The 23,618-nt window shown below is 35.0% G+C and carries 19 protein-coding genes; all 19 read left to right on the forward strand.

Going from position 1 to position 23,618, the window contains the following annotated elements:
• Positions 1-2: 2 nt before the first annotated feature.
• The 19 genes from ACYSNU_RS16700 (at position 3) to ACYSNU_RS16790 (ending at position 23,185) form a co-directional block, all read left to right on the forward strand.
• Positions 3-2,555 (forward strand): phage/plasmid primase, P4 family, encoded by a 2,553-nt coding sequence (locus tag ACYSNU_RS16700; RefSeq protein WP_461738302.1) that lies wholly within the window; start codon positions 3-5, stop codon positions 2,553-2,555.
• Between the two features lie 342 nt (positions 2,556-2,897).
• On the forward strand, positions 2,898-3,104 hold the full coding sequence (locus ACYSNU_RS16705) for a hypothetical protein (protein ID WP_461738303.1): 207 nt from the start codon (positions 2,898-2,900) through the stop codon (positions 3,102-3,104).
• Positions 3,105-3,177: 73 nt separating this feature from the next.
• Entirely contained in the window at positions 3,178-3,297 is a 120-nt protein-coding gene (locus ACYSNU_RS16710; RefSeq protein ID WP_461738352.1) for a DUF2292 domain-containing protein, read from the forward strand.
• A gap of 84 nt (positions 3,298-3,381) precedes the next feature.
• Positions 3,382-3,885 (forward strand): hypothetical protein, encoded by a 504-nt coding sequence (locus tag ACYSNU_RS16715; protein ID WP_461738353.1) that lies wholly within the window; start codon positions 3,382-3,384, stop codon positions 3,883-3,885.
• Positions 3,886-3,946: 61 nt separating this feature from the next.
• Positions 3,947-4,477, forward strand: coding sequence for a hypothetical protein (locus ACYSNU_RS16720; protein ID WP_461738304.1), 531 nt, complete (start codon positions 3,947-3,949; stop codon positions 4,475-4,477).
• On the forward strand, positions 4,455-5,066 hold the full coding sequence (locus tag ACYSNU_RS16725) for a hypothetical protein (RefSeq protein ID WP_461738305.1): 612 nt from the start codon (positions 4,455-4,457) through the stop codon (positions 5,064-5,066). Before ACYSNU_RS16720 ends, ACYSNU_RS16725 begins: the two co-directional genes overlap by 23 nt.
• A gap of 22 nt (positions 5,067-5,088) precedes the next feature.
• A complete protein-coding gene (locus ACYSNU_RS16730) occupies positions 5,089-5,427 on the forward strand; it encodes a hypothetical protein (protein WP_461738306.1) in 339 nt (112 codons plus the stop codon).
• A 120-nt stretch (positions 5,428-5,547) separates the two neighbouring features.
• Positions 5,548-5,721, forward strand: a complete 174-nt coding sequence (locus tag ACYSNU_RS16735; RefSeq protein WP_461738307.1) for a hypothetical protein — start codon at positions 5,548-5,550, stop codon at positions 5,719-5,721.
• A gap of 612 nt (positions 5,722-6,333) precedes the next feature.
• Positions 6,334-7,740 (forward strand): HEPN domain-containing protein, encoded by a 1,407-nt coding sequence (locus ACYSNU_RS16740; protein WP_461738308.1) that lies wholly within the window; start codon positions 6,334-6,336, stop codon positions 7,738-7,740.
• A gap of 106 nt (positions 7,741-7,846) precedes the next feature.
• Positions 7,847-8,386 carry a hypothetical protein gene (locus tag ACYSNU_RS16745; RefSeq protein ID WP_461738309.1) on the forward strand — a complete coding sequence of 180 codons (540 nt, stop codon included), beginning with the start codon at positions 7,847-7,849 and terminating at the stop codon, positions 8,384-8,386.
• Positions 8,387-9,639: 1,253 nt separating this feature from the next.
• Positions 9,640-10,758 (forward strand): tyrosine-type recombinase/integrase, encoded by a 1,119-nt coding sequence (locus tag ACYSNU_RS16750; protein ID WP_461738310.1) that lies wholly within the window; start codon positions 9,640-9,642, stop codon positions 10,756-10,758.
• 379 nt (positions 10,759-11,137) lie between these two features.
• Positions 11,138-11,881, forward strand: coding sequence for a helix-turn-helix domain-containing protein (locus ACYSNU_RS16755; protein ID WP_461738311.1), 744 nt, complete (start codon positions 11,138-11,140; stop codon positions 11,879-11,881).
• Between the two features lie 143 nt (positions 11,882-12,024).
• Positions 12,025-12,870 carry a signal peptidase I gene (locus ACYSNU_RS16760; protein ID WP_461738312.1) on the forward strand — a complete coding sequence of 282 codons (846 nt, stop codon included), beginning with the start codon at positions 12,025-12,027 and terminating at the stop codon, positions 12,868-12,870.
• A gap of 175 nt (positions 12,871-13,045) precedes the next feature.
• Complete coding sequence (locus ACYSNU_RS16765) at positions 13,046-14,281, forward strand: hypothetical protein (RefSeq protein WP_461738313.1); 1,236 nt, start codon at positions 13,046-13,048, stop codon at positions 14,279-14,281.
• 29 nt (positions 14,282-14,310) lie between these two features.
• Positions 14,311-15,024 carry an LPXTG cell wall anchor domain-containing protein gene (locus ACYSNU_RS16770; protein WP_461738314.1) on the forward strand — a complete coding sequence of 238 codons (714 nt, stop codon included), beginning with the start codon at positions 14,311-14,313 and terminating at the stop codon, positions 15,022-15,024.
• Positions 15,025-15,126: 102 nt separating this feature from the next.
• On the forward strand, positions 15,127-15,999 hold the full coding sequence (locus ACYSNU_RS16775) for a hypothetical protein (RefSeq protein WP_461738315.1): 873 nt from the start codon (positions 15,127-15,129) through the stop codon (positions 15,997-15,999).
• 13 nt (positions 16,000-16,012) lie between these two features.
• Positions 16,013-16,627: a hypothetical protein gene (locus tag ACYSNU_RS16780; protein WP_461738316.1), complete on the forward strand. Its 615-nt coding sequence runs from the start codon at positions 16,013-16,015 to the stop codon at positions 16,625-16,627.
• 28 nt (positions 16,628-16,655) lie between these two features.
• Positions 16,656-20,390 (forward strand): RCC1 domain-containing protein, encoded by a 3,735-nt coding sequence (locus tag ACYSNU_RS16785; RefSeq protein ID WP_461738317.1) that lies wholly within the window; start codon positions 16,656-16,658, stop codon positions 20,388-20,390.
• A 317-nt stretch (positions 20,391-20,707) separates the two neighbouring features.
• Entirely contained in the window at positions 20,708-23,185 is a 2,478-nt protein-coding gene (locus tag ACYSNU_RS16790) for an AAA domain-containing protein (protein WP_461738318.1), read from the forward strand.
• The last annotated feature ends 433 nt before the right edge of the window (positions 23,186-23,618 follow it).

Raw genomic sequence — 23,618 nt, forward strand, 5'->3', positions numbered from 1 at the left:
AATTGAGTAGTTCGCTTTATACAAGTGTTGGTTACAGTACAAAAAAGATGAAGAAAGTTCAAACAGAAAAAACGCCTTTTCAATATTTGTGGGATTACACACCTAAAGAAGTTCCTATTGATGAAAACTTTTCAAAAGAAACCATTGAGGCTACCAAGGCTGTCATAGCACCGTTTAAAAAGAAAGTGGTGTACTTCTTAGCTGGAGAGCTTAAAAATGAACAACGGAGCAACGAGAACCTTTTACAGAAAGACATGATTGTAATTGATTACGATAGCATTGACATGATGTATTCAGTTTTTTTAGGTCAGTTGCGAGATAGGCTTCAAGGCGTGAAGTTTATTCTCTACCCTTCAATTTCTAATTATGTAGGGCAAATGGGATTGAGATTTCGATTGATAATTGAAACCAGCCGGCCATATAACAGAAATGAAAATGATAACCTACTTCAAAATGTGATGGATTATATCGGAATTCCTGCGGATAATGCTTCTAAAACTTGGGGGCAATTAATGGGTATGCCAACGCTTAATAAATTATCTCCTGCAAGTCTTATTACTAAACAAGAAGGAGAGCCTTTGAATGTTGAAAAGTTTCTTTTTGAACCAAAGACGAAAAAAGAGTATGTTCCAAGCGTTACTTTTACTGGCGAATTAAATCATGAATCCGCTGTTGCTATGGTTACGGCTTACACCCAGCGAGTAGGAAATAAATTGTTAGATCGTGATTATTTCATCAAATACCCATATATGAACATCAAACATAATTTTGAAGTTGGTGCCATTGATTGGGAGACGGTCCAGGATTGCTTAACTATTTTGGCCATGGACAATGAGGATTGGGCAATAAATAATATCGAACATTTTAAGCACGACACATCCCAAGTTAAAAATGGTACACCGTTTGCTGAATTCTTTGGTTGGGCATTAGGAACTACGCCAGAAAAGGATTTTGAATTAAATCAGATTTCATTTAAATTAATACAACAGTTAAAAACAGATCTGCTAGAAATCTATGATACAGCCGAAGAAACAGATGCAGCTACTTACAAGGAATGCCTTAAAGTCATTCGAACGTATAGACCAAAAAACCACTATGAACTATTCACTATCCTTGAAATCGAAGGGATTTTAAAACGTCAGATGCTTAAGGAAGTGAAAAAAGGTCCTAAGAATGAATTTATCGTAAAACGCTCACGAATTAAACCAAGAAGTATCGCAAACATTTTAAAAGTACATTGTCAGTTTTACCGTTTGATTGTCCAAAGTGAAGAAGATAGCTACCCATTTATTATCTACGACATGGAAACAGGGTTATACAAACAAAGTTTTGATTTTTTGAAGCGATTAATCTTAAAAATTGACTATGAAAAATTAGAACATGAATGTAAGCAAGTGAAACATTTTTTATCCACTGAATGCAAAATGATGCCCAAAACAAAGGATGAAAATTTAATTGTTTGTAAAAACGGCGTGTTCAATCGTACTACAAGGAAGCTTGAGCCATTTTCACCTAACTATGTATTTTTAACTGGCATTAATACAAAATATGTCGAGAATGCACCAGAACCGAAGTATAAAGATGGCTGGAGTATTGAAACATGGATAAAGCAATTGAGTGGTGATGATCGCACAAAAGAACTCAATTTCTGGAGATGTATTTTTCATGCGAATAACCCAAATATTGAACATGGAAAATCTGTTTTCTTCTATTCTGAGGAAGGTCGAACAGGAAAAGGAACATTCAAGGATTTAATTGTGAACATGGTAGGTGAGCAAAATCATGCTAGCGCTAACCTAAAGAGATTTGATACAAGGTGGGTAAATGCTGAAATCTATGGAAAAACTTTTGTCAGTGGTGATGAAAATGACGATGTTAAATTTTTAGACGGCGAAAACTTTAAAACGGCAGTTTCAAATGATTACAATTCCATTGAACAAAAAAACGAAAAAACGTTTACGGATAAGTTAGGTGTGTTCATTTTGCAGCTAATGAATGAGAGGCCAAATTTCAACAAATTTAATAGTGCTGAGAAAAGAAGGATTCTGCTTGTTGAATTTAAAAATCAATCGTATACAGGAAGTCAAAACAATCCAAATGTCAAAAATAAATATGTAAAAGATGCGAAGCTGCATGAGTATATTCTTTTTAGAGTGTTGAATATGGATAACGTGGGATTTGAAGATACGGAGGAAAGTAAGAATTTAATTTTTCAAATGGAACTTAAGCGGAAGCCAGTTAAACGATATTGGCTAGATTACAAAGATAAATTTGTTAGTTTACGTATACCTATTAGTTTCTTATACAATCATGGTTTCACGTCATATATGCGTGCTGAAGGAGTAAAAGATACCTATATAATTGCGTTGAATACATTCATAGAGGAGCTGAAAAAGGAAATTGGAGACGAATGGGAGTATACGAGCCAAAAGAAACCGGGCAACTATTTTAAGCATGAGGACTTCTCTATGTTTGAAGATATCGAACATTATCCTTTTGTTTGGGATGAAACTCAAAAGGGTAAAAATCAACGTTTGATTGAGAGGAAAGAATAGAATTTAAGCCAATTAAGCCACGATTACGCCAAGAATGCGCCAAACAAAAAGCAGTGTTAGCAATACTTACAGCCGTTTTGGCGTACTTGGCTTAAATTATTTTATTCTTTATATAAAAAAATAGTTATAAAAGAAAAAGAAGAAATAAAAAATTTATATAAAGAGTTGAAACAATTACGCCATAAGCCGAAAACGAGAAAAAGCCTGTTATACGAGTGCTTTAGCATTGGCTTAAGTTTGGCGTACTCTGGCGTAATTTAGTTGTAAAAGGCTTCAAATCAATGTTTTAGTTTGGCGCAAATTACGCCCAAATAATTAAATAACAAAATTGGGGGCTTTTGAGTGAAAGTAAAAATCTTTGAAGGTATTCTTCAACTACCACCAGGAGCTAGAGACGGGGGATTTCTGTCTTTAGATGACAAAGTAAATGCTTTTCTGGAAGATAATGAGGATATAAAAATTAAGTTTATTAAACAAAGTAGTGCTACAACTGGGGATAGTGAATGGATGACAGCTACAACTATCATATCTATATGGTACGAAAAGTAGAGCAGCTAAGCATTGTTAAGGTTGGCTCACATATAAATAATGAAAGGAGGGGAGTAAATGGATAAATTAATACATTGATACCAATAATAAATCAGTTACCCTTGACTTACCGGAACACGGCACAGTAAAAGTCATTATACAGGATGGAAAAGTCATTCGCACAGAAACAACCACGTCACAAAAAATTAAATAGTCTGACTGGAAAACCAGAGGACATGAGAGGTTAGTCGATTTTTTGGCCAGCCCCTTGTGTCCTCTTTTTATTTTTAAGAAGGGAGTGATTTGTTTGGATCCTTTTGATGAAATAATGCTTAAAAGCTATTTCAATATGAATACTATTTTTCAATCATTGCAGCGATACAAAAAGAGGCTGCGAACAATTTTCTATTCTCAAAACATGTCAACTCATACCGAGTATGGAGAGCTGGGGATAGTCACTAGAGGATTCAGACCAGACAGAGAAGTCGAAAAGCTTCTTGAATGTATGGATTTAGTTGACAAGCGCTTTGACCGATACGTGTATCGTAATCGGCATTTTAATCGGTATTTGGAAAGCTTATCTTCCAATGACTGTGATGCGCTTTATCGTGCATTTAAGAGTAACGAAGTAATGCCAATACTCCCTAGGCAATTAATAGACCAGACAATTGACGAAATATACGAAATAGAATCTTCTTTGTGTTTTCGTGATGGTATTGACCCTGGTGAGCTTGAAAGGATTGAGTTAGTTGAGGATGTAGATGAAAATTTAGAAAGGATGTGTGATTTTTTTGCATTATGAATCTGTTAGAGTGCCATTCTATCTCAAGAAATGGAAGTTTTACGAGGTGGCCAGATACGAGTTGACGGAACTTGAAATGACTAACGCTAAGATACTTTTTAACGGACTCAAACAACTCAATGAAGAGGATAGGAAAGTATTGGCCGATAAATATTATTATTCTACCAACTTATGTTCTTTTGATGCAAAGAGAGGTGTTTATCAGACCGTTGATCCAGTCAATGACGTTGAGCTATCACATAAATATGGGTTGCCACTTCATCAGTTTAGAACTAAGAGAATTGAAGCTGAGGAAAATTTAGCTTCAGCAATGAAGCGCATATTGCGCCAAGAATATGATAAGCTGCAAACATTTTATCTTCAACTATCGGGCAAACTCTTTTTTTCGAGAATACCTTCTCAAAAACGGTTCCTGTATCAAAAGGAGTTTGTTGTGACAAGTGAGGAAAGCTTAGCTAAAGTATTTCATTCGTTTGACGAGGATAGCTTAGTATTACAGCTTTTAAGTTTTGGGTTTAAGAAAGTTCCAGTATCAGCAAAAAATAAGAACAATCATGAGGAGAGTTACAATGAAAACATTAGAACAAATTGAAAAAATATTAAACGACAAACTGGCTGTAAATCAGCAAGAGATTCAGGAATATCAAGAGAAAATAGATGAAGCTTCTAAGTCGGTAAAAAAGGCCAATGATGATTTGCTGGCATCAGAAAATGAAGTGAATGTTGACAACTACAACTTGGCGAAAGATAGGATTTGGTCAAGCAATCATGCCAAAGAACTATATCAAAAACAAAAGGAAAAGCTAGCCGGTGAACCTTTGGTCACAAAGACAGAGTATAACCAGCTTTTGTCAGAAGTTACACAAGCGGCAGACGCAGCTCTTGAAGAACAAAATACTCGTGCTGCTGATCTGATAGCAGAGTTACGAAACATATCGGAAGAATCAAGCTGTATCTTTCAACAAGCTAACCAACTACTGCATAGACTGCAGCGAGAAGTATACAAAGAGCCAGAAGGTAAGCTTCAATTAGATAACGGAAACACCACCTGGTCGGCAGATAAGACTTATAAAAAGGATGTTACCGTTCATGCTTTTTATAACAACAAAGTAAAAGGGTCGCCATTAGCAAAACGTTCCGGAGAGCAGGAACAGCCTTCAAGCTTTAAATACTGGGGCTAATAAAATATAGGAGGGGAAACCCATGACAGAAAAGAATTATCTAGACTCACAAGGCATGCAGGAGCGGGCTGATACAGAGTTTCAAAAGAAGGTAGAGAAGTCTAAAGACAACTTTCGGAAGCAGCGGGAGAATGACCAGAAGCAACGAGAAGAAGTTCAGTCACTCTTTGCTAAAGCAATTCTATCAGAGCGTGAGACAGCCGAGAAGCAGCGAGCAGTTGAAGTAGAGCAAGAGAAGGCAAGAGCAATTGCAGAAGTTGAAGCAAGATATGAAGAAAAAGGTGTTAAATCAAATGACCAATTAAAAAAAGATGCAGCGTATAAAAGCTTGCTTTCTGGTCTTACTAAGTCAGAAAAATAAATTGGTCCATTGGAATGAAAGAGGGGGGATACCTCCCCCTCCACGCCTGTGAGTGACCTTCACGCCGTCACTGTACATTTTTTCTCGTGTCTTATGGTTTAACAGAAAAGAAGGTAACCTATGGGTTTAAAAAAGTGTGTAATTTGCGGCAGTTCTTTTGGAACACAGCGTGCGAATGCAAGATATTGTAGTGAAAATTGCAAGCGTATAGCACATAAAGAAAGCCGTGAGCAATGGAAGCTAAAGAATCCTGATTATATGAAAGACTACATGCAATCTCGTAGAAAGAAATAAAAAAGTCGCTCAACTAATCTTGAGCGGCTCTTTTGAATTATATCATTTAGGCAAAAGGCCGAGTATAGATTTATTGAAAACGTTGATTCTGTCGTGTTGGACAAAAATGTCTTTAGCGTTACACTGTGCTACCCTGTACTTTTTGGTACACCCTTAAAATAGCTGAGGGAGAAAGTCCCCAGTCCTTAAATTTACTGACCACAGAAGTGTGGAGAGCGCAAACTTGCGCCGTCAGGATATAATCGTGGATTTAACGAGAGCAAAAATGCGCGGGTAATCAATTTAAAAATAGATTGTATTGAGATGCGATTTGACGATGAGGTGTCGGATTTTAGACGAAGCCAAATTTGGATTGAGGTTATAAAATAGACGAAAGCATTTTTGCTTTGGTAAAGGGTGGTAGGGCACTCTAAGGATAGAGAAAACTTGCCGGACTAGGAATGATAGGGAGTAAAATTAATTTATGAAATGCTATAATCATATTGTCGAGATAAGTTAGCGGTCAGGGGAAACCTTGGCTATTTTTTGTTTGCCATCTCTTTTAAGGTAGCTTTTTTTGGTATACTATTATTAAAAAGATAACTGAAGGCTGTAAGTGGAGGAAATTATTTTATGGTAAAAATAAGTAATCCTAACCTATTTGATTCGTTTGAGATGGAAGGGATATGGTCTACCGATGCTGATTTCAAGAATTTTTACGCTGGCAAATTAACTTATAAAATAGACGCTAATGAGTCAAACTTGGAACTCGACTTATATAATTCAACTTTTAAATTTCAAGAAGAATTACCTATTTTTTATGGTAAGACTGATACCAGTGAATGGATAACGTTAATCGATTGTCGTGTGACTAGGACAAATGAAACTCTTATTAGCAAACAAAAATTAGAAATGCAGAAAATTATAATTGGTCCGTCTGTTTTATCTCAAAAAGAGATGACTACATTTAGAAAAGTGTCTTTCAGTTTCTATCTATTAAACGAGTGGATGAGTAAATTAAGCACAGAACAAATGGAACATTTAAACTTCGCAATGTCGGATATAAAAAATAATACATATAGTTTAGACGCAATAGAAGCAATAATGGAAGAACGTGTTGTTAGGAGAAATGATTATCAAATCACAAAATTTAAAATGGAAGTTGAACAGTTTTACATTTTAAAATTTAAAAAGGAAAAATCAATTGATGAAATATATAATCAAACTTATCTGATAGTACAATTTTTTTATTTTTTGTTTAGTCAGCGATTACCTATGAAATTTATCGAATTTGAAATAGAAAGTCCTGATAGTGGTAAATATCCTCCAAAAACTTATAGAATGTATTTTAAGCAAATTGCGGAGGTTCCTAGTAACAGCAGAAAACAAGTTCATGATTTAATCAGTTATAATGAAATATATGAAAAAATTGGTGGATATATCAATCGATGGCTTGAAATTTATAGCCAGATGCGTACAATCATTCAAACATATGTGGGTGATTTACAGTTAAAATCTTTTGTCGAAACTGAGTTTTTAAATGCTATAAGAAATATTGAAGTCTTTCATCGTACTATTCTTGAAAAGAAAACCGCTATTCCAGTAGAAACTGATAATGTAAGAAGACAACTCATTAAATTTTTAGAAAATGAAGAAAAAACCGTGAGGGATTATTTTATTAAACGAATTAATCATACCGAGGAGGGGACCTTATCAAACAGATTAAAGGAAAGTATCAGCATTCTGCCAGATTATTTAAATAAATATATAAAATATCAAGATAGGAATCCTTCTGCTTCAAGAAAAAGATTTATTAGATCTTGTGTACAGACTCGCAACTATATAACTCATGGCAATGTCAATAAAAGTGATTATCAACCATTATTAGAAGGAAAAAATTTGTTGATTGCTACGCGAATCCTTAATATGATAGCTGAATACTATATCATGCGACAAATAGGTATCGACGATGAGATTATTAAAAAGAAATATACGAATAACCCAAGGTATAGGTTGCTCCAGTATCATGTCTTAGAATAGACAGTTATTTGTATCAAACTTCTTCGTTTATTTTTATCCGCTTGTGACATTATAAGGAAAGGTTATTTAAAGTAGCGTTTTAAGACAATCTTTGAGGGTGATTAAATTGAAAGTAAATATTGAACTAGGAAATATTTGGGATATGTTGGGTGCATTTGGAACTTTAGGAGCAGTCATTGTTTCGTTATGGCTTGCTAAAAGAGAGACAAAAACAGTTATACAAATAATTGGTAGACTTGTCTTTAGAACAGATAAGGACGAGGATGGAGTTGTTAAATCTAATCTGGACAGAATGATTCAAGTTAGTGCCTATAACGCAGGGGTACAAACGATTGGCATTTCATTCCTTGGGTTTGGTGTAGGTTTAAAAAAAGTATCTCTTTTTGATCGTTTAATTAAACGCAAGCGAGAAGAATTAACTACTCACATAGAGTATATGAGGGATATTTTTACTAGCCCAGAATTAGAATTACTTGCTCCAGGAAAAAAAACTAAAGTTTATGAGATGGAAATAAATTATTTATATGATGTTGGGAAAAAGTATGTTGAAGATGATGGTACTTTATTAGTTTATGCTGATTTTGAAGATTTTCGTGGAAAAAAGTATATAAAAGAAATTCGTATTGAAAAATCATCAACAAAGTAAAAAGCCGCCCATAAAATGAGCGGAGGCACCCCAAGATATAGGAGAATTTTACAATATGTATTTTGGCGTTGGTGGTCTGTGAAAAGGTCTGTGACTTCAGGTAAAACTATGTGCTTTTATCTTAACGCTATTTGGTCAAAAGCCTTTAATAGCAAGGATAAACATATCTACTCAAAACTATAGAATAGCCAGATTTTATATGGAAGGTAGTGTGGGGTAAGCTACTATTTAGCCTAAAGAATGTTGAATTATCAGCATTCTTTAGGCTTTTTTTGTTGTGTCCAAAACTTTAAACGCCTGAAGTCTTATGGTGTGAAAAAATAGAAATCGACTTACTGATTCTTTAATAGTCAATTGGAAATTAAGTTGACTAAAAAAGTCATTTGTGTCACGCCTGATAAAGTTCCGACAAATGACGAATACCAATTTTAGAATAAATGAGTTTGCCGTGTTATATTCTTATTCTGAAACACAAACGAATCTGGTCCTATGTATACAACGTATTGAACTATTAGCAATATATTTTTATGTATTAATAATGAGACGAAAATAGGCTTAATTTCATCGTGCTCAGCGTTTATAATTTTTTCTCCTCGAGTTCAAACCATTTTGAGAAATAGCCAAGAGGTAATCCTCAGAGAATTAAGAAAGACTCGTAAGAAGGAGAATCGCTATTTCAGTCTAGTATACGAGGCTATTTTAATTAATTTGGAGGAGATGCATGTGCTTTGCTAAAGTAATTGAAATCGTATAGAAAGATTAATTTTTCAAAAATTACATAACTTGAATTATTATAAAAAATAAAAAAATAATAGCAATTTCATTGAAATAGTGTAATCTTATTGGTGGTAAGAATAGATGGTGTGATATTTTCTAAGAGGAATATGATAAGTGTTAGACACTTTAAAAATCAAAAAAAATTCCTTGTAAGTATCAATTACAAGAAAAACTCGGGAAAATAATATAAATAACTTACAATTAAATATTAATGTTTTTACATTATGTTGTCAATCTTATTTCGTTTATTTTTTTTGTATTTTGGATAAAATTATGCTAAATAGTTATTTTTGTTCGTTGATTACCAAAAAATTGATACCGGATTTCAGCATATGTAATGCAAAAAGCCATAGAGAATGTAAGGGATATTAGAATTTTAAAAAAAGGGTAGCTTGTTTTTCTAGTTTTTTTTATTAACTACAAGTTAAAGAAATTAAAAGCCGTCAAAAAAGTTGTCAAGTAAGGAAGGAAATCATGTGGTAAAAAGAGGAGAAAATATTTATAAAAGAAAAGATGGTCGTTGGGAAGGACGTTACATAAAAAATCGAACATCGGATAAAAAAATAGTTTATGGCTATATCTATGGGAGAAAATATCAAGATGTAAGGCAGAAGCTTAACTTAATTATCGCACAAAAGGTTAATCATTCTCAGGCTAACTTATCTAACTATAATTCGAGCTATTGTGATTGGCTGTTGTTGGATTTTCTACCAGGAGTTCGTCAAAGAGTCAAAATGTCAACATATTCCAACTATCAACGTTTAATAAAAAAGTATATAAGTACATATTTTAATGAATTGACGTTTGAAGATTTAAATGAAAATATTTTTCAAGGATTTATTGACTACTTAGTGCTACGGGGACTGAGTAGTAGCACAATTCGATTAGTTTTTAGCCTCGTAAAACAAGCGTATAAAGAAGCTGTAAAGAAAAGGTATGTAATTGATGGGTATTTGTTAAATATACAGTTTCCTAGGGAAAAGAAAGTTCGAATTCGCCCTTTAAGTGTGAGTCAACAAAAAGAATTAGAAGATATTGCATCAAAAAGCGAGTATGGATTACCGATTATCTTATCTTTATATTCTGGACTAAGAATTGGTGAGATTAGCGGATTAACTTGGCAGGATGTTGGTTTTGAACAAAATGTGATTCATGTAAATAAAACCGTTGCAAGAATTACTAATGAAAACAATTTTAATGGGAAAACACGTATAGTAATCGATGATCCTAAAACCTTGAATTCAAATCGCTATGTTCCACTATCAAATACTTTAAAACAATATTTATTAAAAGAAAAACAAATTAGTTCTTCTAACTATTTAGTAAATGCTAAAGGGAGTTTGGCTGAACCCAGAGTCATAAGTTATCGATTTAAGAAGTTGATCAGTAAGACATCTTTTGCTCACATTCATTTTCATATCTTAAGACATACTTTTGCTACTCGTAGTTTAGAGCTAGGAATGGATATTGCGAGTCTTAGCAAGATTTTGGGGCATCAATCTATTAAGTTGACACTAGATACTTATAGTGATTCTTTAATGGAACAACGTCAGAAAGAAATCCTAAAAATCGATTTAATCTATCAAAATCGATGATTTTGAATATTAAGTACAAAATAAGCTGCCAGATTTTTCTGGCAGCTTTTTTTATCTAAAAGCCGTCGTGAAAGCCGTCATGACTATAATTCATCCTTGCAAAAATGGCTTTTTAGTAGTTTTTCTTGTAATTGATACTTACAAGAAAAACTAGCAAACGAAAGTTCGTTTTTTTTCATTTTAAAAATGGGTAATCTGTTTAGTTTACCATAAAAAGCTATTAAAGTCTTTAATTTTATCATTGTGTAAAAGTCTACGTTAGTTGAGCATTCGTTCTAAAGGTTGTTGCAGATGTCTTTTACCATACATAGTTACTGAAATTTTTGAGAACCACATGAGTTTGTTGAACAACTTTGAATAGAGAGGTAGGTGATAGGTAATGAGACCGGTAATAGTTTTAACTAAGAATAGCCTCGGTGAGGATTTACTGAAAATTACTTTAGAAAAATTGGGCTATGAAGTTTTTTGTTCAGAACAGGTTGTTCACAAATTACTTCAAGGAGAAGGGAAAATCTATTTATCTTTATTTTACAATGTGATATTTAGTGAATCTTTAAGCAATCATGAAGTTCAGCAGTTGTTGGAGTTTTCAAAAGATAGAGATGTAAATTTTATTCGTCTTGATTCAGAAGATATTTCAGATGAAAGATGGAGAAGTTGGCGCGAGCTGGGATTAAAACAATGGCTGCCGAATGATGTCTCTTTACCTCAGTTAAGAGAAAAATTATCTGACAACTATTTAAGCTTCTCTGATTTAAAAAAATCTAGTTTAACTGTTGATAAAGAAAAAAGTAAGGAGGCTGTGAAAAAATTACTGAAAAATCTATCACCAAAGGAAGCGGGATTATTTGAAATCCTATATAAGGCTCAAGGCGAAGTTATTTTACGAGTGGATGTCTGTGAACAGTTATGGAAGAGAGGTGCAAATCACTCGACATTAACGCAACTATCACAGTTGATTCAACGGATAAGAAAAAAAATGGAGCATTTCGGTGTTGATGGCAGTCTATTAGAAACTCACTGGCGCAGTGGTTACTCATTATCACAAGAATTTTTTGAAATCTTGCCAATTGACTTACAAAGAACTTCATCAAAGCAATTAGTTAACCTTATCAGCAGTTGAGCCGAATAAGCGATGGTCTGATTTCATGTGAAGAAATCTTCTGCTTTTTTTCTAACTAAGAGAAGTAAAGCCATGACGGAAAGTATTTACTTCATCCATAAAGAAGTAAACAGATTTCAAATTGTCTTAAGATGGGGGATTAGATGAGGAGCAATAGCAATGGGAAAACAAAGCAGGCAAAGAAACCTGGTACCAATATAGAGGAGAAAAAGAGGAAAACGGCGCATACAGATAATATGCAAAGTTCGAGCAAACCGATAAATAGGACAAAGTCTTCAAAAAAATCAAAATCCGAGAGTTCAGTAAAAACTAAAAATCAAGTAATATCAAAAAATTCAAAAAAGCAAACTTCAAAGAAAAAATATCGGGAGATTCCCCCCTCAAAAACTAAAAGAGTTTTAAAGGTACTATGGGACGTTTTATTCTATGCTTTTCTATTTTTGATTATCGGTGGAGCTATCTTCTTTAATTTTAATGATAGTCCAGATAAATCATTTTTTGGATATCGGTTTATGACCGTATTAACGAACTCAATGGCACCTAATCCAGAGAAGCCAGAACTTACAGATGGCTTCACAAGCGGTTCAGTCATAATTATTCAGCAGGTTAATCCTGAGACTTTACAAGATGGGGATATTATCACCTTTTATCCAGTACCAGGAAATACTGAATCTTATTTAACTCACCGAGTCGTCGAAACGATGGATAACTTAGATGGTGAAGAGGGTTTTTTTATTCAAACCCAAGGAGATGCAAACACAGGAGCTGATATCCCAATTAGTGGTAGCCAAGTAGTGGGGAAAGTAGTTCTTACAATTCCTTTCATTGGTAATTTTCTGAATTTTGTTCGAGATAATTTGGTTGTAGTAGCAATTTTCTTAGCTACACTTTTTGGACTATTCGTTACATTGAAATATTACATAGGATTGGGAAACTATGAAGCTGTACCAGCAAACAAGAAAAAAAGAAAAGCGAGAGCACACCAATAAGAAGTAATTGGATGGATATAAATTAAAAAAATGTTAAAAGGAGAGCGGATGATGGAAAAATTGCGGATGGGAAGCCCGTGACGGCTATGTACTCATTTGATAAATGAAGTGTTTTTAGGTGTGTTCTCTTGCATTGCAAGATTACAAATAAAAAAAGAAAAAGGGGGTTTTTCCAATGAAACGGAAAAACGGAAAAAAGAAAACTGCTATTGTGGCTTCCTCAGTAGCCTTATTAACAGTTTTAGCGGGGACGTTTGCATGGCAATCGTACACAGAATGGGTAAAAAACCATCTGCAATCTAGGGGTTATGAAGAAGGTCGGGTAACAATCGTCGAAAAATTTGACCCTGAAACACCAATTGACGAAGCTGTTAATGGTGAAATTACCAAAGAAGTAAGTGTCGTAAATACTTCAAGTACCGATGCATTTATTCGGGTATCATTTGAAGAAATGCTTCACAAATTGGAAGATACTGCTGCTGGCCTGGGTTATGCTAGTGAATCTGCTGCTGCATTTCCAGTAATCATCAATGCAACAGAATATGTGACAACGTACACAGATAAAACTGCAGATTTGGTTATCTATGATACAGTTGGTGGTACTTCGCAAACTGTACCTAGCAATTTAAAATTATATGTATCTGCAGATGATACTAATGCTGTTTTAATCAATGAAAGAACTTTGAAAGTTGCTGAATTACCTACAGACTTTGATTACAACAAAGCTTCTGCAAAAATGCCAGTTCTTAGTGGCTCATTTGACGCAGATACTGCCGTTGTTGCTCAAAAAGTGACTGGTGAAGTTGTCAAAGATGCTGCAGGTAACTATGTTGTTTATCAAACAGCTGCATCTGCTGACCTTGCTTTAGCTTATTGGGGCTATGGTGTTGGTCTGGGTGCTAAAGAAGATGCAGACTGGGCTGGAGCTAATGTAAATGTTCCTAATCCAACAGCACTTTCTCAAGGTACTGTTACACCAGGCGTTTCAACAACATCTGCAATTGCAGGTAGTGATATTTCGTTTATTACACCAAACGTAACAACTACTAAACCAACTGCTGGTTCTGCACCGGTTGCTGATTGGTATTTTGACAGTACTGATGGCTACTTCTACTATACAAAAGTATTGCCGTCTGGTTCCACTACATCAGCATCAATGATGGATGCGATTAAGTTCCCTAGTGCTACTGATAGAGAAGACTACAAATTAGCTAGCTACAACTTATATGTTGGTTTAGAATCTATTCCAGCAGCTCGTAGTGCAGTAACTGCAGCTTCTAATAATGGTGCGTTGATTGGTTCAGTCCAAACTGAAGGAAACAAAACTTGGGTTTCTAATGGTTCAGGCTGGGGATTAACTGATGCACAATTAACAGCTTATTATGAGTCACTTGCAACAGTCGTAGAATAATAAGTACATGAGTTAGGAGGAAGAAAGATATGAAAAAAATGGTTAAACTCATACTTTTTTTCATGGTGTCACTGCTACTTTCATTTGGCTTTGCTGGCCGTGCCCATGCTGAGACCCTTCCTCCTGGCTTTTTAGTTGGTGATGATACAGGTATCCAAGTCGGGACTGAAGGGGAATATTTTATTGTTAATAATAATATCACTCCCGGACAGACTTTTTCTCGAACAATAACACTAAGCAATTACTCAACAGACGATGGGGATTTTGCTTTGAAATTAGTCATGAATCCTAATGATGAAGATCACCAGCCGGAGATGAATGGGGAACTCAATCTTTTAGAAGTCATCAGTGTCAAATTGACTTATCAAGGGCAAGTAATTTATCAAGGGACAATTGATGGAAATGGAACACCTGTAGCCAATCAAAGACAACAACCGATTGATCTAGGAACTTTAGAAGTTGGAGAGGTTCGCAATATTCAAGCGGATTTTACAGTCAGTAGTGAGTATCCAGATACGAGCTGGCGTGAAATAAGTAAGGTTGATTTTTATTGGCTTTTTTTTGCGAATAGAGAACCAGGCTCCACAGTAACTTCTACAACACCTTCACTACCACCAACTGGAAAATTGCCGCAAACTGGGGAAGACTGGCGAAATGTCTTATTAGGAATGGTTGCCGGATTCATTTTAATCGGCATCGCTTTAATTGTTTTAAAAAAACGCAAAGATGAGCAACAAAATTAATGTCTTAAGAAATCAATTTAATCTTAGTATTGAATTGATTTCATGAGTGAATCCATCTGGGATCCGGTTCATTGATGAATTCAATTCAAAGGGAGTGGGGAAATGAAAAGGAAGAATAAAAAGAAACTGAGTTGGGGAGGCTTGTCGCTAAGGAAGAACAAAAAGTTTTTTGGGGTGTTTGTTGCTGTTTTTTCATTGATTATCATTGTAAATGCGACCTTAGCCTGGTCGAGTTATTCTGAATGGGTAAAAAATCATACACAGTCTAATCCTGAATCAGTTGCAGTAAAAGTAACAGAAACTTTCAAACAGGAAAGTATTTTATCCTTTAAAGAAGAAACTGAAAAATCTGTTAAAGTCAAGAACCTTGCCAACCGAAATGCAATTATTCGAGTGCGGTTTTATGAGTCTGTTTTACCCTTTGAAATGGATATGACCGATGGTGAAGGCAACGGCAATGGCAATATAAAGCTGGTGAAAGATAACGGTGAAACTAAGCTGAACCTAGATGATTTAACGACTTGGGAAAGTGGAAATATTCTTGACTCTGGACTAAAGGATGGTGCTGATCCTCTTTATTACCAAGCTGATAGTCCAGTAATCATCAACCAACTTTATACGGGCGAAACTGACAGGAGTAATGTTTCTCGCCCAGTAGCTTTACAGTATTTTAGCTGGAGTCTTAATCCAGCCGTCCATAGTGTACCTCAAAATGCTGTCTCAACACCATATTGGGTCTTTGATGGTGAATATTTTTATTATTCACAAGTCTTAGAAAGTGGAGAGACGACAACGATTGATTTACTGCAGTCTGTTATATTATCAAATATAAATATTCCTAATCAATACAAGCAGGCTCTATATGATATTGAAATAGAAGCAGAGGGTGTGGAAGCAACTCAAAGAGGTCTTCAAACATGGACGAACGACGGTGGTTATTTGACGATGTACCAAGAAGATACAAGATTCAAGTAAGGAGGCGAAGAGGTTGAAAATTAAAAAGAAATGGTTGGTTTCCTTTCTTCTTGGAATGGTTTTAATTACATCAATTGCTGCTGCAGTTATTTATGCGGCCACACAGAAGAATGATAGTGTTCATAATAAGCTTTCAATTCCAACGATTAAAGGGGAAATTGTTGAAACCTTCACACCAAATGAACCGATTGCTGTCGGTGGGACACAGACAAAAGATATTATTATTGAAAATACAGGAACTACTGGTTTGTTAGTTCGAGTGATGGTCTTTCCAGAAGTAAAGCATCCGAGTATAGATGACGGTCGGTTACCAGCATCTATTGGGAAAGAAGTCTTAATTACTGTGGGAACGAATTGGCAGTATGGTGAAGATGGCTACTACTATTATTTAGGAGAAGTTAGTGCCCTTGGAACAACTACTTCGCTCTTCAATGAGATTTCACTAGCAGACAATTTAGGTACAGAATATAATGGTGCTGATTTTGTTATTCAAGTTAAAAGCGAAACGGTAACTGCTGCAAACTACCAATATCGCAAAGCTTGGTTTAATTTAGGCTTAACTGAAACACCACAAGCAGAACCATTGGCAACAATCGACACTGCTTTGGCGACAGTTGTGAATAGTTGATAAGGGTAAAAGAGGGGTGAAGAATCAAATGGAAAAGATTAAAAAAAATAAATTTTTACGAATCCTATCAGTTATTGTTCTGTTTAGTGTAGCCTGTGTCTTATTAATAAAAAGCGCTTCGCCCACTGAAACAAAAGCCGTCAATAGTATCGATTTGCCACCGGAATTACAAGTAACCAACCTTGATTCACTGGATTTGGCCGATCCAATTGAAGCAACGGATCCGGGACTGCTATCTTCTGTTCGTTTTATTGATGCGGTAGCACTTTATTTAGGCGGCGGTGCCTTGGATGATCAAGGCGGTGTCTGGATGTGGGGCTACAATATGTATGGTGTGATGGGTGTTGATATGGTATGGAATCAAGGGGGTACAAATCGTTACAATGGTGGAATGAAACGGGTCCCTTATTTTACAGATAATAATATCAAGATTAAAAAAATCTGGGGTGCATATCATACAATGTATGCCTTAGCAGAAGATAATACGATGTATGCTTGGGGCAAAGGCGACACTGGAAACATGGGGAATAACACTCTTCAATTACACAATAACAAACCGGTAGAGATGACTGGTATGCCAACAGGAGAAGTTGTTGATGAGTTGTATGTTGGTCGAGAGGAAGCCCACGCAGTATACATTAAGATGGAGAGTGGAAATTATTATGCTTTTGGTAGTCGTACCACTTACAGAATTCCCAATAGCTTTTTGCCAAATAACGGGGCAACTGGTCCAGGTGTCACTGGATCAGCTATTTCAATTCCCCAATATATTGAACCCTTGTCTACATTAAATAAGTCAGATCCAATAGTTTCATTTTCATTAGGTGGATCCCATGCATTGGTTGCGACAGAATCGGGAAAAGCATATTCATGGGGATTAAATGGAACAGGTCAATTGGGGATAGGAAGTGTCACATCAGTCTATACTTTAAATGAGATACCTTTCTTTAGTAATAATAATTTAAAAGTGATACAAGTAAGTGCTAATACGGATGATTCTCTTGCTTTAACAGATACCGGAGATGTATATAATTTTGGGTTGATTAAAGCAGACAATAATACTGGGGCTTCAGCGGCCAGTATCATAAGAACTCCAACGAAAGTAGAAATTGATTTAACATCCGCCAACTATACACCAATCTTTAAAAAAATTCAGGCTGGTCGATATGCTGAGTTAGCGATTGACCAATACGGTCGTGTTTGGGCATGGGCTTCCAATATGACCTATCAGTACGGATCTGATGGTCCAAGCAAGGGTACTGAGGGAGAGAATGTATTATTTCATTTTGAAAACCCAAACTATGGTAAATTAGCTAAGCGTTTATACAAAGCAACACAAGTTTTGACAGTTCTTGGGGATGGAGATACCCAATACGAGACGGGAGGGACAACGGCTAATCCTAATACACCAGTGAAGGCACCAGTATTTAGTGATCTATCTGGGACTAATCAAGTTTATCAACTTGGTCAAACCTTGTCCAAATGGCGTAGTGCCGGCATGTGGTCAAACCAATTGCTACCAGCAGCTGATAGTGGTAATCGCCACCCGACGATTTATGATAAAAGATACTATGAAACAACTGGTGATTTATTGGATATAACATCTGTTGCACCGTCAGACGCTGTAAAAGCGAACTCACATGACAAAGTTTATTTTGTTGATGAGGATGGTAGGAAACTGGTTTATGTGGTTTTACGAGAAGGTACAAGTGCTCCTTATACCTACAGTGGAAACTTTTATGTGGCAGAGGATAGTTATTCAGGTAGTTGGTTTGTTAATAGATCTGGTATTACTGATTTGAATCCAAGTACTGCTAGTAGTAGTCTTCCTATTGGTGTTACCAGCGAAACTGCGTTACCTAAGGTTAAAGAAGATGAACGTGGTTGGATTGAGGCTGTGACTGATGGAGAAGCCAATGATTTTACCGGTACTCAAAATGCAGCAGCTCCATATGCGGGTAAGATTTATACTTATCAATCTTATGTCATGATTCTCGATAAATCTGGTAATCTGTATCGTTCAGCCTTAGATGGTTCTGGAACTATCGCTTGGGGCTGGGATTATATGCCACAGTATGAGTGGAACGGTGCCTCTCATTATTATACCGATGGGAATGGTTTGAAAGCCCGGCACGCTGTAGATGGACTATTTGATATGTACACTTACGAATTGATGTTTATGCGAGGAGCACCACGAATTAACCCTACAACAACAGACATAAATAGTCCGATTCGTAAGATTTATAAGTCTGAGTCTGAAGAGAGCCAAAAGCAAAACACCGACGTTAGAATCACCTTAGGAACAGCGGTAGTTAATGAACAACTGAATATTACAATTGAACCGGAATTGACTCAGGCAAAGTATATTAAGATTCCATTAGATCCTAATGATGTCAACTCTACAATCACAGAGCCAACTCAACAGCAATTTGAAGCGGCTTATAATGGTTCAAATGGATATGAAAAAGGGGACTTAATCACTCTAAACGGATGGACAGCAGATGATTTGATCAATAAAAGTCCAGATACAAGTAAACGTCTATCAGACAATCAGCACATTGTAGTGACAGATAATTGTGTGCTATGGGTGATGACCGTTACTCATGGATACTCCGATGATACGGCCAATATCTCTCGAAAGGTTTATGACAATTATTATACAAATACAACTGTTTATCATGATGGAGTAAATGTAGATCCGCCTAATGAAGAAATTTATCCTGCGACAGAGAAATACATTGCCAAAACGGCCGAGAGTAAAGACTCTGATGATGAAGACATGACCATTTATGGTCTGCCTTTGGATAAAAATGGAGCTGTTATCGTCAATCCAACTTTTGGATACGATGAGGTAGCTATTCGGGCTTTTGAAACTGGGGATCCAGAATACACCCAGTATATTGATGGTTGGTATTTACTGGATAGTAATTTGACACCTGTAAAGTATTCATTAGATAGTACTGATTATCTTTTAGCGAAGACATTTACGCATACTTTTGATTATGAAAGAGATCCAGACGGTTGGGTAACCATCAATTATAAAGGCCGTTTGAATGGTTCTTCGACTGATATCACACCGTATGTAATGGATGGTATTACTGGAAATGAAGGGATATCTGGTAATCAAGAAACGGTTAAGAAATCAACTGCAGGTACTACGATTACGATGACTAGAATTCCAGTCGATGTGCCTAGCGCTACACCGCTCAACTTTACAGTTGATGGTGGAAGTCCGCAAAATTTAACTGATAAAAAAATTGTATTTAATACTATATCTGACCGAAGTATCAACACAATGGAGGTTATTATTTATTATAGTCAAGCTGAATTATTCCTTCGACAAGTAATTTCCAGTCAAAATAATGAAATAGTTGTTCCAAGCCAAGGATACTTCACTTTAGAAAATACCGATGGAACTGATTCTGGAAAAGAATATAATATGTTAGTAAATTCAGGTACTGGGGAGGCAATCGGGTTTAAACGGGTACAGCTCCAAACAGAAACAGGAAAAGATTTATTTACGATTAATCCGATTCTACCAGAAATGTATCAATATTACGGCTATCGTATCTCTGCTACTGAAGAAAGTCATGCTGCTGCTACACTAGAAAGAGCACCAGCTACAGTTTCTGTAGACTTTAGTGCTGGTAGTAAATACTACGTGACGATTTATATTGAGCCGACTATTGCCAATAGTGCCGACATTCCATTTTATAATTGGGATTACAAAATGAATACCTTTGGAAAAATTACTGCACCTTAAATAATTTAAAACTAATGAAGCGCCTAAGTTGCTAACTGATTTATCAAGTTAGAATTTGGGTGCTTCTTCAGGATAAGCTACGTCACTATTTTTTAAAAAAATTGATGAAGTTCCCGAAATGTTGATGAGTAATGTTTCGGGGCTTTTTTTGTTTTCAAATCGTAATAATTTAGTACGATTTTTTTATTAATAGACTGTGATATAATTTAATAGTGAGGGTATAATTATCGTGGTGGTGATTAGTATCTCTTATATGGGTTAAAGGAAAGAAGGCTATTTCTGTAATATGCCAGGAAATGATAATAAAAAAATTGGAGTTGGATATTATTGATACTAGGTCAAAAAAATTAGAAGAGTTTCAAAAATATTTTATAAGTATAGCTAAACAACTGAGAAACGATAATTCTGTAGAATACAATAAAGGGTTTCATGAACATATTTGTGAGCAGATTGATTTTTTCGATTCTTCAAGCGCTTTGCACGGATATTTGATGAAGCAAAATGAACATAGAGAATATAATGGAGATTTCATATTTCCATTTGGGATAAATAGTAGTCAGTTAAAGGCTGTCGAGCAAACATTTGAAAATCAAATTTCAGTGATTCAAGGACCTCCTGGTACAGGCAAAACACAAACTATTTTAACGATTATAGCTAACACCGTAATGAACAATAAGACTATAGCGGTAGTATCGCCTAACAATTCAGCTACAGATAATGTATTTGAAAAGCTTGAAAAAGAGGGTCTATCTCTTATCGCTGCCAATTTAGGGAAAAATGAAAAAAAAGATGCTTTTTTTGAAAATATTTTACCTATTCCCAAAATAATCAACGAGTGGAAAATATCTGAAGATGAGTTAAACAAATATAAGGAGGAATTAGCGAAAGATCTTAAAAGTTTAAGTCAAATTTTAAATGAGCGAAATCGACAAGCTGCATTGGAACAAGAATTGCGAGATTGGCAGCAAGAAAAAAAGTATTTTGAATCTTATATAAAGCATAAAACTGATTCTGATAATAGCTTAGCAACAAAATTGAAACGAACATCCTTAATCGGATTTGATGGTCAAAAGAAAATGAGACTCCTTGTAGATTTGAATTTAAATGATAATCAACAACCAAATTTTAGAAGGAAAATTAAGTACTTTTTCCAATATGGAATATATAATTTTGATCCTTTTCGTTCTAGCGAGTCTATTCAAGAACTTATTGATTATGTAGAACGAGAGTATTATCAGAGTAAAATAGTATCATTAAAAAAAGAAATTGCAGAAACTTTATCATTCTTGGAGGGAAGCAACTACAAAATACTTGACGAGAGAGTTAGAGAGCTTTCATTAAGAATATTTAAATCTTTTTTGAGTAACAAATATGTTGTTGGAAATAGTAGGGCGACTAAAAACCAAGTGTTCCAGAATTATAAAAAATTCACAAATGACTTTCCTGTTACACTCAGCACTTGTGATGCTATTACAAGGAATATTCAAAAAGGTGAAAAATTTGATATTGTTGTAATTGATGAAGCATCTATGGGTGGGTTAGTTCCCAGTATTTTTCCACTTAGTGTCGCAAAAAATATTGTTATAGTTGGTGATAATAAACAGTTGCCCAATATTATAACAGATAAGGAAGAGAAGCAAAAAAATATAGCCCCTCCAAAAGATAGAGCTTATGACTACTTTGGACATAGTATTCTATCATCAATGGAGGCAGTATTTGCTGATGACTTACCTTCAGTTTTACTAAAAGAACATTATCGATGTCACCCCATGATTATCAATTTTTGTAATCAGGAATTCTACAATGGAGAGTTAATTGTTTTAAGTGATTTTAACAAAGACGAAAAAGCGTTAGTTCTTGTTGAGACATCTGAGGGAAATCATATGAAATTTGACTATGATAAGAAAATATTTAATCAGCGGGAAATTGATAGTGTTCTATCAGAGGAGTTTAGTAAAGCTTGTCCACTTATTCACGATATGAAGGGTATCGGAATAGTGACACCGTTTAGAAGACAAGCAGATAAAAGTCTAGCTGCGATTGAAAAACAGCAAAAGAAGCACATTGCAGATACTGTTCATAAATTTCAGGGAAGAGAATGCGAAGCAATAATTTTTTCGACTGTTTTAGATAATAAAGGAAGTAAAAGAAATTATAATTTTGTAGAGGATGAGAAGTTAGTCAATGTTGCAGTATCAAGAGCTGAGCGCCTGTTTGTTCTAAATAGTTCCGTGAAAGAGTTTAGCAAAAGAAATGGCAGCATTGCGAGTTTAATTAGATATATTAAGTATAATAGTGATTATTCACTGGAACATAAAAGTACAGTGAATTCCATTTTTGATTTGTTGACAAAGGACTTCCAAGAGGAATTGTCTAAAAGGAAAAATCATTATAAAGTCAACCATTCAAATTATGATTCAGAAAATCTAATGATGGATATGATTTTAACTATTTTAGCAGAAGAAAGATACAAATCGATTACCTGCACGACAGAATATACCATAAAAAAATTAGCTAGAGATTTTTCGATGTTGACACCTGATGAGCTTCAATATGTAAAGAATGGTGCAAGATTAGATTTTGTTTTTTATTTTAAAACAGGAAAAGAGCCTATTGCTGCTATTGAAGTAGATGGTCATAAGTTTCATTCGAGACCGGAACAGTTGGTAAAAGATTTGCGGAAAGATAGCATTTTATCTAAATTGGGTATAAATCTTGCCCGCTTTTCCACAAATGGAAGTGAAGAAGAAAAGAAACTTAGGACTTTCTTTGATAGTTTGGTGTTGGGTAAATAAAGAGTTTAAATTATTACCATTATTTTTGCGATTAAATAGTATTTCTTTATAGCTAGTATTGAAAGTTGATTGATAGTCACAGGCCAAAATATTGAATATCAGTTTAATTTAGTAAAATCCATGTTAGGAAAAAGATAAAATTTATAAATGTTAATTTTCAATGAGGAAAGTAGATTTGTATGTTCACTTTACACAATAAACAGACAACATTGGAAGGGGAAAATTGGATAACTTCTGTGAACACATTAGAGACTGCGTTTATTCTAATAATCCAATAGATTATAGATATTAAGTAAGAGTAAAATTCTAAAAAGTCAAAGGCAAGGATTTGTGGGTTAAGCTAATACTTAGTCTAAAGAATTCTGATTAGCCAGTATTCTTTAGGCTTTTTAATGCAATAGAAGTTAAAATTTTAACATAACCTTTTTGAACT

Source organism: Enterococcus sp. LJL120 (assembly GCF_054871765.1).

Bases quoted from the DNA above. Each gene is read 5' to 3' on its own strand.
- ACYSNU_RS16770 (WP_461738314.1), top strand. From the start codon at position 14,311: ATGAAAAAAATGGTTAAACTCATACTTTTTTTCATGGTGTCACTGCTA.
- ACYSNU_RS16730 (WP_461738306.1), top strand. From the start codon at position 5,089: ATGACAGAAAAGAATTATCTAGACTCACAAGGCATGCAGGAGCGGGCT.
- ACYSNU_RS16760 (WP_461738312.1), top strand. From the start codon at position 12,025: ATGAGGAGCAATAGCAATGGGAAAACAAAGCAGGCAAAGAAACCTGGT.
- ACYSNU_RS16755 (WP_461738311.1), top strand. From the start codon at position 11,138: ATGAGACCGGTAATAGTTTTAACTAAGAATAGCCTCGGTGAGGATTTA.
- ACYSNU_RS16725 (WP_461738305.1), top strand. From the start codon at position 4,455: ATGAAAACATTAGAACAAATTGAAAAAATATTAAACGACAAACTGGCT.
- ACYSNU_RS16740 (WP_461738308.1), top strand. From the start codon at position 6,334: ATGGTAAAAATAAGTAATCCTAACCTATTTGATTCGTTTGAGATGGAA.
- ACYSNU_RS16735 (WP_461738307.1), top strand. From the start codon at position 5,548: ATGGGTTTAAAAAAGTGTGTAATTTGCGGCAGTTCTTTTGGAACACAG.
- ACYSNU_RS16765 (WP_461738313.1), top strand. From the start codon at position 13,046: ATGAAACGGAAAAACGGAAAAAAGAAAACTGCTATTGTGGCTTCCTCA.
- ACYSNU_RS16785 (WP_461738317.1), top strand. From the start codon at position 16,656: ATGGAAAAGATTAAAAAAAATAAATTTTTACGAATCCTATCAGTTATT.
- ACYSNU_RS16775 (WP_461738315.1), top strand. From the start codon at position 15,127: ATGAAAAGGAAGAATAAAAAGAAACTGAGTTGGGGAGGCTTGTCGCTA.